9 protein-coding genes are annotated in these 13,207 nt (G+C 47.4%); all 9 read right to left on the minus strand.

The genetic code is table 11. The annotated features are described in order from the left end of the window. Position 1 precedes the first annotated feature (1 nt). A complete protein-coding gene (locus KOD92_RS09400) occupies positions 2–3,409 on the minus strand; it encodes a response regulator (RefSeq protein WP_215233281.1) in 3,408 nt (1,135 codons plus the stop codon). 187 nt (positions 3,410–3,596) lie between these two features. Continuing rightward, a complete protein-coding gene (locus tag KOD92_RS09405) occupies positions 3,597–6,926 on the minus strand; it encodes a UvrD-helicase domain-containing protein (RefSeq protein ID WP_215233282.1) in 3,330 nt (1,109 codons plus the stop codon). 99 nt (positions 6,927–7,025) lie between these two features. Then, positions 7,026–7,547 (minus strand): hypothetical protein, encoded by a 522-nt coding sequence (locus KOD92_RS09410; RefSeq protein ID WP_215233283.1) that lies wholly within the window; start codon positions 7,545–7,547, stop codon positions 7,026–7,028. A gap of 40 nt (positions 7,548–7,587) precedes the next feature. Beyond that, positions 7,588–8,661, minus strand: a complete 1,074-nt coding sequence (hisC, locus tag KOD92_RS09415) for a histidinol-phosphate transaminase (RefSeq protein WP_215233284.1) — start codon at positions 8,659–8,661, stop codon at positions 7,588–7,590. A gap of 26 nt (positions 8,662–8,687) precedes the next feature. Continuing rightward, positions 8,688–9,149, minus strand: a complete 462-nt coding sequence (locus KOD92_RS09420; RefSeq protein ID WP_215233285.1) for an RES family NAD+ phosphorylase — start codon at positions 9,147–9,149, stop codon at positions 8,688–8,690. After that, the gene (locus KOD92_RS09425) at positions 9,149–9,577 is read right to left on the minus strand and encodes an antitoxin Xre/MbcA/ParS toxin-binding domain-containing protein (protein ID WP_215233286.1); all 429 of its coding nucleotides are present in this window, start codon (positions 9,575–9,577) and stop codon (positions 9,149–9,151) included. Before KOD92_RS09425 ends, KOD92_RS09420 begins: the two co-directional genes overlap by 1 nt. A gap of 61 nt (positions 9,578–9,638) precedes the next feature. Then, on the minus strand, positions 9,639–10,907 hold the full coding sequence (gene hisD / locus KOD92_RS09430; protein WP_215233287.1) for a histidinol dehydrogenase: 1,269 nt from the start codon (positions 10,905–10,907) through the stop codon (positions 9,639–9,641). 35 nt (positions 10,908–10,942) lie between these two features. Continuing rightward, positions 10,943–11,806 (minus strand): ATP phosphoribosyltransferase, encoded by an 864-nt coding sequence (gene hisG / locus KOD92_RS09435; protein ID WP_215233288.1) that lies wholly within the window; start codon positions 11,804–11,806, stop codon positions 10,943–10,945. Between the two features lie 12 nt (positions 11,807–11,818). Beyond that, positions 11,819–13,186, minus strand: a complete 1,368-nt coding sequence (hisS, locus tag KOD92_RS09440) for a histidine--tRNA ligase (protein WP_215233289.1) — start codon at positions 13,184–13,186, stop codon at positions 11,819–11,821. Between the last annotated feature and the right edge of the window lie 21 nt (positions 13,187–13,207).

Raw genomic sequence — 13,207 nt, forward strand, 5'->3', positions numbered from 1 at the left:
ATCAGGCGGAATGTAGCCAGACTTTGATGAGCGAAAGCAGCTTGTCAATATCGACTGGCTTCGAAATATAATCATTGGCACCGGCGGCCAGGCACTGTTCCCGGTCGCCCTGCATCGCCTTGGCGGTTACTGCAATAATCGGAAGCGAGGCCCAGCGACTGTGTGTCCGGATAATCTTCGTCGCCTCGATCCCGTCCATTTCCGGCATCATCACGTCCATCAGCACCAGCTCGATATCCGCATTTTCTTCCAGCTTTTCAATCGCTTCCCTGCCGTTTGTAGCAATCTCAATTTTGAAACCAGAATCCTCCAATACTGCGCTCAATGCAAATATATTCCGCATATCATCGTCGGCAACCAGTATTTTCCGGCCCACGAAAGCATGTTCCGAATATACCGCATTGGCTCCCAGTTCTCCCCTTTTCTTGTCGGGCGCAGCAGGCACACGTGGCTGGAACTTTTTCAGAAACAGCTTCACCTCATCCAGCAGCCGCTCATTGGATTTTTTAGTTTTAATTACAACAGGATGCGAATACTTCATTACCCGGCTCAGATCAGCCTGTGAAAGATCTTCGGCTGTATTCACAACCACCGGCAGGTTACTCAGATCCGGGTTTTGCTTGATCTCGTCGAGCAGGTCAAGCCCGTTCATATCCGACAACCTCACATCCAGGATGATCCCGTCGACAGATTCCCTGCCCAGTATACCGAGCGCCTCTTCACCTGAATAGGCATACAGAACAAAAATGTTATTACTCGTCAAGAAATCGCCCAGGTACTTGCTTTGATACGCATCGTCTTCAATCAACAGAATTCTTTGCTTTTCAAGATCCTTGCCTTCCAGTTTGAGGAGATTAAATATGTTCACGGCCGACTTTTGGTCGACCGGTTTTTGCATAAAACCAATCGCGCCGCCTTTCAGCATATCTGTGTCAAAATAATCGCCGGAAGAGATCGTATGGACTGGAATAAGCCGCGCGCGGGAATCTGCTTTCAATACTTTCAACACTTCATCGCCCGACATATCCGGCAGGTTCATATCAAGAATGATCGCGGTCGGGTTAAATGTTTTCACCAGTTCCAGCGCGCTTTTTCCGTCGATGGCCAGTTTTACTTCAAAACCTGCGTCAATTGCTTTTGCCGACATATCTGCCGCGAAAACCTCGTCGTCTTCGATCAATAGCAACCTGTTTTCTTTCAGCTGAGGAACAGCCTCGGGCGCTGCTGCGATTGGAGCTGCCGCAAGTGCCGGAGCTTCTTCCTGCGCAGATTGGACCGGAATTCTGAGCGTGAATACGGAACCCTCGCCCGGCTCGCTTTTCAAAGAGATCGATCCCTTAAACAGGTTTGCCAGCTCGCGGCTTATTGAAAGTCCCAGCCCGGTACCGCCGTACTTCCGGCTGGTTGAACCGTCGGCCTGCTGAAATGCTTCAAAAATTGCTTTCTGTTTTTCGTAGGGAATACCAATGCCCGAATCAGCCACTTCAAACACATAATGCGTGGAATCCATTCCGATTGTAAGCGACACTGTACCCGGCGCGGATGTGAATTTGATCGCATTCGACAACAGGTTTCGCACGATCTGCAACAGGCGCACCTGGTCTACGAACAGAACGTCGGGGCAGGAAGCATTTTGCTCTATTTTTAAAGTAAGCCCCTTATTTTCAGCCACTTTATGAAAAGTATTGGTCAGTTCCGCAAGAATCAGGCCGGTATTAACTTCCTCATTATACAGTTCAATTTTGCCCGACTCCACTTTGGCAAGATCCAGAATATCGTTGATCAACGTCAGCAGATCGTTGCCCGAGTTATAGATCACGGAAGCGTAACGCTGCTCTTCGTCATTCAATCGCAGTCCTTTATTTTCACCTAAAATCCTCGATAAGATCAGAATACTGTTCAGCGGTGTGCGCAACTCGTGGCTCATATTGGCCAGGAATTCACTCTTGAATCTGCCGCTTTTTTCGAGTTCGTCGGCTTTGATCTGTATCTGGTCGCGCGCGGCTTCAATCGTTCCTTTCTGTTCTTCAAGCAAAAAGGCTTTTTCTTCCAGTTCTGTATTGATCTGCTTCAATTCCTCCTGCTGTACCCGAAGTTCCTCCTCCGAAACCTGCAAAAGCGACGTTTGCCGCGTGAGCTCTTCGTTGGTCACCCGCAGTTCCTCCTGCTGACTTTCCAGCTCCTCGGCCTGCAACTGCGTTTTTTCGAGCAATTCATTGGCCACTTCGCGCGCGCGCGCCGCCATAATAGCAACAGCAACACTGTCAGAGATCATTTCCAGTATCCTCACAACCTTGTGCCCTGGATCCTGCACATACCCGATCTCCAATACCGCTTTCACCTGCCCCTGAAACGAGATCGTTTTGATGAGAACCGCGCCCGGTCCTACCCTTCCCGACGAAGTTTTTAGTGCAAAATATTCCGGCGCAACGTCCAGTTTTTTAAGATCAACCTTATCTGCTACCAGCTGACCGAGGAATCCTTCCCCTATTTTGAATGATTTAATAAGCGAATCCTGCTCGGAAATGCCGTAAGTCGCAGCCAGTTCCATGGTATTTCCGGCGCGGGTTTGCAGGTACATCATGCCCACATGTGCGCCAGTCAGCTCGGCTAGCCTGGCGACCAGTTTCCGGGAGAGCGCTACCAGAGTTGGCTCGCCGCGCACAGTTTCCGCCGACTTTACGGCCGCATCGAGTATCCAGTTCTTTTCCTGATCTTCGAGAGACAACAATTCCAGCTGCTTGTTCGCTTCCAGGGTAAGCTTTTCCGAAGCTATCTGCGCATTGTAGGTGCGCCGGATAAAATAATAGAGGAGTACGACCACAAAGAGGAATATGGACGATCCGATCAAGATGTATTGCTTTGCATCTGAGGAACTTACGGCCGCATTCTGCTCTCGCTCTGCCAGTAATCCTTCCTCCATATTCTCGATCCGGCGGAAGTTGAAATCCAGTAGTGACGAGACGTTCTTCCCAGCCAGTACCAGTTTTCGGATTGTATCCTGGTCAAAATTTCCGCCCTTTAAAATGTCGTATTGCCTTCCCATCAGATCCATCCGGGTATGCAGCAATATCGAAAGCGAATCTACCCGCGTTGCCTGTGTCTTATTGTCCCGCACCAGTTTTCGCAAAACATCCAGCTCCGTCCAAACCTTCGTCACCGACTGCACATAACTGGTTTCGAAGGAACCGTGGCGTGTGAGTGCAAATCCGCGAACATTGGCTTCGGACGTCAGCAGCTGATTTTTAAGTGAACTGGAAATGCGCATTACCTCCCTGGTATGGTACACCCAGCGAGTGTTTTCAAGTTGAATTTTAATCGCATTATAAGAGGTAACGCCGACAACCAGCACAAGAATTATGGAGAAAGCTGTCCCGAGGAAAACTTGTCGCTGAAAGGATAATCTCATAGAAATCTGAGGTCGTAGAATTGAGCCAGAGCTGTAATATTTTTGTGAATATCAGCAAAAAATATTCATTTCCAGCCTATTGGCCGCACCTAATCGGGAATTTGTCCCAGATTTAACTACAATATACGCCAAAAGTATTTCGACTTGGGTTAACAGATATTCTGGTGTTAAAAAATTAACAATAATATCATAAAACGTCTACCCATTCTACCAACTCCATATCCGGATCTACGATCACCCCCCGCGATTTTTTGCCTAATGTTTTGAATGCATTCATTACTTTGCGAAGATTACGCCCAGGCTCGCTCAGGTCTTTTGCGCCCGAAAAGAGCATGAACACAAAGGTACCGTCGGGCATTTGAACGGCTCGGTCAATATGCAATAAGGTTCCTCCCGGGATCAGCATTTCTTTGCCAAATTGTACCCGGTTTTCATTGCTATACAGCGACTTAATCTCTGTGCCTTCCATTAAGCGACTGGCGGCAGCACGCATTTCAGGTGTTTCTTTTTGGGTTAAAATACCTTCGCGTACCAGCTTTTCGAGCGTAATATCCAAATCAGCCGCGGTCTTCATCCTTGTAAAAAGGTACTTCATTTTCTGGATCCGGTCGCGCTTGGCTTCGAATGTATTGACGTCGAAAATACGGTCGGCCATTCTGCGGAGCCGCATGGAGTCCGACCGGTCGTTACTCAATATTTGCTGCATTACGAACGGCCGCGCGTCCGACTTTGTATGCGCGTGGCTAGGCGGCGCATTGCCTTCCGCAATGGTATATACTGATATGCTTTCGTCCCATTCCGGCGTAAAATCCTGCCGGCAGAAAAATTCCTTCAACCAATTATTCACCTGCTGGCCCGTATTCCAGTTTCGCTCCCGTTTCGCGAGGATATACAAACGCTGCACCGGCCGCGTCAATGCGACATAAAGCAGGTTCAGATTTTCGACCAGTACCCTTGTCTTTTCATCCTGATACTGCTGTGCGGCAACCGTATTTTCAAGTTCTTTCACCACCGAAACGAGCGAAGTTTTCAGACTTTTACCGGCGTAAGTCGGGCTGTCAGGCACTTTAAATTCTTCATAATCAATACCTTCCAGATCCACCCAAAGCTTATCAAGTCTTGCATTGGGAGTTACTTTCCAGTTGGCATAAGGAATGATCACCACCGGATATTCCAGACCTTTCGACTTGTGTATCGTCGTGATCCTGATCGCGTCCGTGCCTTCCGGAATAGTGATCGAAAGCTTGTGCCTGGCGGTGTCCCAATAAGTCAGGAAATCGCCCAGGTGATTCGTTTTCCGGTTTCCGAACTCGTGCACAACGTCCAGAAAACGGAACAGGTATTCTGTCTCAAATTTACTTTCCAGCAAGCCGAACTGCTTCATCAGCTGCTCGCTCAGTTCGAAAACCGATAGCTGGCGCAGCCGGAACGAGGTAAGATTTATGTTCCATTTTTTGAAGTAGGTCAAAAAAGAATCCAGTCCCCGCTCTTCGCATAAAAGGCGGATTTCCTCATAATCAGCCGGCGCCGGACTTTCCTTTTTGACAACATGATGAAACAAATAAGCCGCTTCATAACGCGCCAGCCGGTGATCCGAACTGTGCAATACCTTCATAAAAGAGACAATAAAATGCACCGATCGCGAATAGCTCATCGACAATGCATCGTCAGAAATCAGCGGATAACCGGCTTCATTCATATAATTGGCCAGCGCCGCCGCCTCTTTCTTCCGCCGACACAGTACCGCAATATCGCGCCAGTCAAAACCCTGCGTGCGCAAGTCCGCGACGAGCTCGATCGACCTTCTTATCATTCCGTCAGCTGCATGGTCTATCTCGGCTCCTTCGTCATAAGGATCTTTCATTTCCAAAAATTCCACTTCCACGTGGCCGCCGATAGCTGCATTATCAGGTATCTCCTGCTGAAAATTCTGATCGTAAACTTCTTTGATCAACGGATATTCGTTTCCCAGCAGGTCGGCTACAAAGCCGAAAAACTCGTTATTGAAAGCAGTTACTTCCCTAAAACTGCGCCTGTTTACCTTTAAATGGTTGATATGCAGATAATTACTTACCGTGTTCAACCGCTCGGCATGAAACGAATCGGCACCGAAAACCGTCGCCATTCGCTCCATCTGATTTTGCGCCAGATTGAGGATCAAATCCATATCTCCGCCGCGAAACCGGTAAATGGACTGTTTGGCGTCGCCGACCACGAGGTTGAAAAACCCGCCGGACAATGCATTTTCGATCAGCGGCAACAGGTTGGCAAACTGTAACTTAGAGGTATCCTGAAATTCGTCGACCAGAATATGATTGTATTTTTCCCCCAGTCTCTCAAAAATAAAAGGTACCGGCTCCCTGGCGACGATCTCGACGATCTTGCGGTTAAAGTCCGAAATGTGCACCTGATTATTCTGCCTGAGTAATGCATCAAATTCTTTCCTGATCTCTCCCAGAAGCGATAACTGATAAATATGGCGGTCGAGCTGGTTGTAAAGCATCACTTTCCCTGACTCGGCCAGCCGGGTATTTTCGATCTGATGAAAGTAATTTTCCAGGTCTGTCCTGATCCCGTCGATCTCATCCCGAATCAGAAGCGCGGCTTTCCCTCCGTACCAAACTCCCTCACCGATTGTCTTGTAAACGTAGGAATTAGGCTCCCCCCAGAGTTTTTTATTTTCTGATCTGTCTTTAAAATACCCAAAAATCCCTCTTCCGCTTTGATGGAAATCCTTTTCTGTTAAATGAGCTGATTGGATCAAATCAAATGCATTGCGTGAAAGTTTCAGCATCGCGGCTTCCTGATCACGCACATAAGTCCGCATTCTGTTACGAATGCTGATCCAATCCTCCATTTTCAGATCTTCCACACGCTTCATCTGGAGGTAGCTCTGCTCATTCAGGAGGGTACCTGAAGTATCACGGATCTGCATGGGGAGCGTACCCCAGCTTTTGCCTTCCTCGGCACTCTCCCGATAAAATTTCTCAACAATATCCGTCAAAACCTCTTCCCCTTCCTGCCCAATCCTGGATAACAGCCGGTCCACAGCATCGTCGAGCAGGTCGGCATCGAGCTGCGTTTCAAATACAAAAGGAATTCCCAGTTCGTCTGTAAAACTGCTGATAAGCCGCTGCGTGAATTTGTCGATCGTCATCACCGAAAAATCCGAGTAGCGGTGCATGATCTGGCCAAAAACGTTCTGCGCGCGCTCACCGAGCAGTTGCACAGCCGCCTCGAAAAGCTCTGGGTCTGTTTCCGTATCTGGAAATAGCTCGGTAATGATATCCTTCATCATCGGATGAACAGCTTCCCCGGCAGCTTGTGGTTCCGAGAAAATCCGCAGCATCAGCAGAATGCGATCCTTCATTTCGTTCGCCGCCGCATTGGTGAATGTGACTGCCAGTATATGCTTGAAATAGCTCTCAGAAGTAGCGCTGAGTGCCAGTTTCAGGTATTCTTTGGTAAGCGTATAAGTCTTACCAGATCCAGCCGACGAACTATAAACTTTAAACACTTTCGGAAATTTTAGTAGAAAACAGAACTGAGCGCTGACCAATTTACACAAAAAAAGCAGGCTTACACCTGCCTTCCTGAACCAGTAAATGGGGAGTTCTTACAAATTGAAACGGATACCTGCCGAAAGGTTCGGGCTGAGATAAAACGGCCTTGGCAGCAATTCAAGGTAGGTTCCGCCTTCGAAAAATACGGACATACGGTTATCGGGAATGTAATATTCCAACCCCGCCAGCGCCGAACCGCCTAGTGAAATATCCTTCTCATGATTTCCATTCAACCTTTTTGGATACGATCTGCGGCTATTGATCTGCCCGCCCAAACCGTAGTAAACATGAACCGCCTCCGAATTGAACAGCGGCGTGTGCCACAAATAATGCACCTGAACCGAAACGCCGGTGTTTTTGTAAATTCCTTCGTCGCCTCTGTACTTGCGGTCCTTGGACAGAATCCCACCGTAAGTCCCGATCGTCACGTCGAGCGCGTGTATATTATTGAAGTATTTCCGGATATTCACCCCGGTAGGTTCACCCAGCTTGAAACCAACTGCCCAGTTATCATATTGGGCCTGGGCAATTCCAAACGAGAGGATGCAGATAAACGTTAAGGCTAATTTCTTCATAATTTTAGTTGGATCGGGGAAGTTTGATGTGCTGAATATGCTATACTGTAACGTTTTTCTGTTGGTATTTCTTTAAAGAATCGATCAAAACTTCATTTTCTTTATTTGTACCAACCGTAATTCTCAGGCAGCCTTCACAAAGGTGCACCCTGGACCTGTCCCTCACAATGATCGTTTCGTTGATCAGGTAATCCATCACAGCTTTGGCGTCTTCAAACTGTACCAGTAAGAAATTCGCGTCGGACGGGTGAATTTTCACAACGATCGGCAAGTCAAGCAGGCTAGTTTCAAGTGACGCTCTTTCTTGAAGAATGTCGGCAACCATATTGTCCTTCGCGGTAATATGCTCCAAACCTGCCAGAAGTGCCTGCTGAGCCGGCAAACTGATATTGTAAGGTGGTTTTATTTTGTTTAAAATCCGTACCAGCTCGACTGATGCAAAGCACATTCCCACTCTGAGACCAGCCAATCCCCACGCTTTGGAGAAGGTTTGCAGCACAACCAAATTTGGAAATTCGTCCAGGCGGCTCACCCATGAAGGTTTATCAGTGAAATCAATATAAGCTTCATCCACCACGACCAGACCGTTGAAACTATTCAAAATCGTCTCAATCGCGCTGTCCTGCATATTATTTCCCGTCGGGTTATTCGGCGAGCAGATCCAGATGATTTTGGTATTATCCTTTACAGCATTTAAAACCGCATCCACGTCGATCTGATAATCAGTCGTCAGGGAAGCTTTATCAATGCGAACATCATGGATGGATGCGCTCACTTCGTACATACCGTAAGTGGGCGGCATGATGATCACGTGGTCGGTTCCGGGGCTACATGTTGCACGCGTGAGCAGGTCGATAGGCTCGTCGCTGCCGTTTCCTAAAAAGATCCGGTCAGCACTAACTTGCTTGATTACAGTAATTTTTTGTTTGATCTCAGCCTGATAAGGATCCGGGTAGCGGTTGTAATCTGCCTCAGTAACAGACCCGTACGGATTCTCATTTGCATCCAGAAAAATGCCGACGTGACCTGTATATTCGTCCCTTGCAGATGAATAAGGCGCCAGCGTCAGGATGTGCGGCCGAAGTATTTTTTTCAGGTCAAAAGTATTGTTCATTCCATTTTTGCAGCAATCGGCTGCATTTATTTATTTACAAAAGACGTAAAAAGCCTGGTATCAAACTCAAAAGGTTCTTTATCTACAACCTTTATGGCACCGGCGTTTTCGTGCGCGGGATTGATCAGGTAATTGTATTCCGATTTCACTACTATCGAAGGAACCCGACATAACAATGAGGTTTTTTCCCGCAACCATTCATCTCCCAGATCTTTGCTCCACTGCTGCTCATATTCCCAATCGGCAACCACATAAGGCGCATTAACTGTCACCATCGCGTCCGGAACATATAATACCACGATCACATAATCCGGCGGAGGTATTGATTTATTCAAATGCACCAGCACTTCAAGCATCGCGAGTGAGCGGTGAGATGCCGTGTACAACATATGATGCCCGGGAGAATTCCACCTGCCGCCATGCCGGAACGCGCCTATTCCCGTCAGATCGTCCTGATATTGAACCCGCGATATCCTGAACAGCTCCATTAAGCAAAAATACCATGCTCAATACGTCCCAACTCAGTTTTGATCAGCTCGATTCCTGCGTGTGTTTTGAGAAAATAGATCGGGCTTTCGTTACCGAGCGAAGGAATCGGGCCGGTAAGCCAGCTTTGAAAATAATCTTTGCTAAGCGCAGTAACCCCTACCGAGAAAAGATCAGCTAGTGCGATCAGATGATCTGAAACGACATTGCTAAGGAGATCAGAATCATTATAGCGTTGCAGGTTGCGAGCAGTTACGGGTAACAAATCGACGATAACCTTGCTATCCATACCAATTGAATCGGCAAGATGCTGAATGGAAGCTTTGGGAACTCCGTTGGAGGCGAGCCGTGCAAGGTCGAAATCATTGTTGATCCGATGTTTTAAGACTCCATAGCCGCCCAGGCGATCATTAACCATACGAACTGTCATAAGCTCAAAGTTTAACTGGAAAAATGTCTCCTAATCTACGACATTTTTCCGGATCTTTAATTTATTCCAGGCTTTTCAATCTCAAACTTACCGCTTTCCGGTGCGCTTCCAGCGATTCGGCTTCGGCCATCGCTTCCACAGTTGGTCCCAGAATTCGTATTCCTTCTTCGCTGATATGCTGTACTGTGATCTTTTTAACAAAACTATCCACCGAAACACCACTATAAGCTCTTGCGTAACCATTTGTGGGCAAGGTGTGGTTCGTTCCCGACGCATAATCGCCGCAGGATTCTGGTGTATAGTTTCCTAGAAAAATAGAACCTGCATTAATAATTTTTTCTGAAACCGCTTCTGCATTCGCTACACTCAATATCAAATGCTCGGCTGCATATTGGTTTAGCAGATCAATCGCATCAGCCTCCGATTCCAACAGAATAGCTTTACTATTGGCGATCGCCTGTGCCGCCAGCTCTTTGCGTGGCAATCTTTCCAGTTGCGAGGGAAGCGCCAGATTGACGGTAGAAAGCAGTTTTTTACTCGTCGAAACCAACAATACCTGACTATCAGGCCCGTGCTCAGCCTGAGAAAGCAAATCGGCAGCAACGAATGCCGGTACCGCGGTATCGTCGGCATAAACAGCCACTTCCGACGGTCCGGCTGGCATGTCAATTGCGATACCTTCGCTGCTTACCAGCATTTTTGCAGCAGTAACATATTGATTTCCAGGGCCAAATATTTTGTAAACCTTTGGGATCGACTCGGTTCCGTAAGCTAGCGCAGCAATTGCCTGCGCACCTCCTACCCTGAAAGCTTTCGTCACGCCAACCAGCCCGGCTGCATATAATATAGCTGGATGGTCTGACGGAGTGCAAAGAATTATCTCCTTGCAACCTGCGATTTGCGCCGGTATCCCCAGCATTAAAACCGTACTGAACAAAGGTGCCGAGCCGCCGGGAATATAGATACCAACTTTTTCAATACCGACACTTTTGCGCCAGCAGGTTACGCCGGGCATCGTCTCGATCTTCTCAGGAGCTTGCAGCTGACCTTTGTGAAATTTGTAAATATTCTTGTAAGCCTGCCCGATCGCAGCTTTGAGTTCTTCATCCAGCAGGTCGCCCGCAGCTGATATTGCTTCCTCAGAGAAAGCGATCTCGCCCAAATGCACGTTGTCAAACTTCAAAGCCAGTTCCCGCAGTGCCTTATCTCCCTCATTCCTAACCTGTTCGAGAATCGGGAATACTCGTTTTTCAATATCCTTGGTTTCCTGAACCGGCCGGGTAAGCAGCGCGCTCCACTGCGACCTGTCTGGAAATGAAATAATATTCATATCGGTATAACGAATGCCGGTTTCGAGGCGGCTATTTATTGGATCATTTTCTCAATAGGTATTACCAGAATACCCTCTGCACCTGCCTGGCGAATCTTCTCGATATTCTCCCAGAACTCATTTTCATTGATCACCGAATGCAGCGAGCACCAGCCTTCCGTAGCAAGCGGCAAAATCGTTGGAGCACGCATTCCCGGCAGGAATCTTGAAATATTTTCCACCGCGTCGGTTGGACAGTTTAGCAAAATGTATTTGTTATTCTTCGCTTCCTGAACCGATTTAATACGGAACAAAAGCTGATCCAGTAACCCTTGCTGCGTCTGCGAAAGCTGCTTGCTGGCGATCATTACCGCTTCGGAACGGAAAATCGTTTCCACTTCTTTCAGTCCGTTGCTCAATAGCGTGCTACCGGAGCTGACGATATCACAAACCGCGTCGGCCAGCCCGATACTTGGTGCAATTTCGACAGAACCGCTGATCTCGTGGATCTGCGCTTTCACGCCATTTGCTTCCAGATATTTACCCAATAAGCGCGGATAAGTAGTTGCAATACTTTTGCCTTCCAGATCGTGAACTCCATCATATTGATGCTCGCTCAAAACGCCGATCGACAACCTGCATTTAGAAAAACCCAGTTTATGAACCGTATCAACGTTTTTATCAGATTCTTCTGAAACATTTCCGCCGACAATACCGAGGTGAGCAACGCCGTCTTCCACATAACCCGGAATATCATCGTCGCGTAAAAACAGGATCTGCGCGGGGAAATTAGTCGCGTCGGTTTTAAGCTTACCGGCGCCGTTATCAAAACGGATACCGCATTCTTTGATCAGTTTTAAAGAATCTTCACTTAGTCTTCCCGATTTCTGGATTGCAATTCTTAGTATATCGTCATTCATTGTATTTCCCTATTAAATTTCTTTCGTTAATGCATTGATGATCTCGTCGGCGCTTAGCTTCTGCTGTTCGCCGGATCTCATATTCTTCAAAGTCAATAGTCCCGACTGCATTTCATCGGAGCCTATTAATATGACATAAGGTATATTTTTACGGTCTGCGTAATCCAGCTGTTTCTTCAATTTCACTGAATCCGGATAGATCTCGGCGTTTATTCCTGCTTTTCTGAGTTTAGGCAAAATGGCCAGACCAAATGTAAATGCATCTGCATCAAAATTGGATATCATCACCTTCGTACTCGCATTCTGACTTTCCGGAAAAAGATTCAGCTCCTCCATCACATCATAAATACGGTCGACGCCGAGCGAAATTCCTACGCCCGAAATTCCAGGAACACCAAATGTACCCGTAAGGTTATCGTAGCGACCACCGCCCGAAATGCTGCCGATCTGCACGTTTTTAGCTTTCACTTCAAAGATCGCCCCTGTATAATAAGAAAGGCCGCGCGCGAGTGTAACGTCAAATTCGATCTGCGGGTTTTCGATGCCCAGCACTTTCACCATCGCCCACACTTCTTCCAGTTCCTGAATACCTTTCAATGCAATCTCAGAATCGGCGAGCCACGTTTTCAGTTCGGCAAACGGTTCCTTTTCATTGGAAAGAACAAATATAGGTTCGAGTTTCTGAACGCTTAATTCTGAAAATCCGCGTTCAAGTAGTTCTTCCACTACCTTCTCTTTCCCAATTTTATCAAGCTTATCAATCGCCACGCAAAGCGGACCTTCCATGCCCGAAGCTCCAACCATCTCGGCTATTCCTGTGAGTATCTTTCTGTTATTGATTTTCACCACAAAATCCTTGATCCCCAATGCAGGCAGAATATCATGCAATAACATGACGATCTCGGCTTCGCAGAGCAGCGAATCCGTACCAACTACATCTGCATCGCACTGATAAAACTCGCGGTACCGGCCTTTCTGAGGGCGATCTGCGCGCCACACCGGCTGGATCTGGTACCTCTTAAAAGGCATTGCCAGCGTTCCGCGGTTCATCACCACATATCTTGCAAAAGGAACTGTGAGATCGTACCTGAGCCCCTTTTCAGAAATTTTACTGGTAAGTGGTTTGTAACCTTCTTGCCAGTCCTGATCGGAAAGCTTGCCGCTGAAATCACCGGAATTCAATATTTTGAAAAGCAGCTGATCTCCTTCGTCACCGTACTTGCCCATTAAAACCGAAAGATTTTCAAAAGCAGGCGTTTCCAGCGGAAGGAAACCGTATCGTTGAAAGGAACGACGAATGGTATCAAAAATAAAAGTCCGCTTCACCATTTGTTCGGGACCGAAGTCACGGGTTCCGCGGGCTAGGGATGGTTTACTCATTATATGTATTGGGTTCAAAAA

The sequence above is a fragment of the Dyadobacter linearis genome (assembly GCF_907165045.1).
Taxonomy (GTDB): Bacteria; Bacteroidota; Bacteroidia; order Cytophagales; family Spirosomataceae; genus Dyadobacter; species Dyadobacter linearis.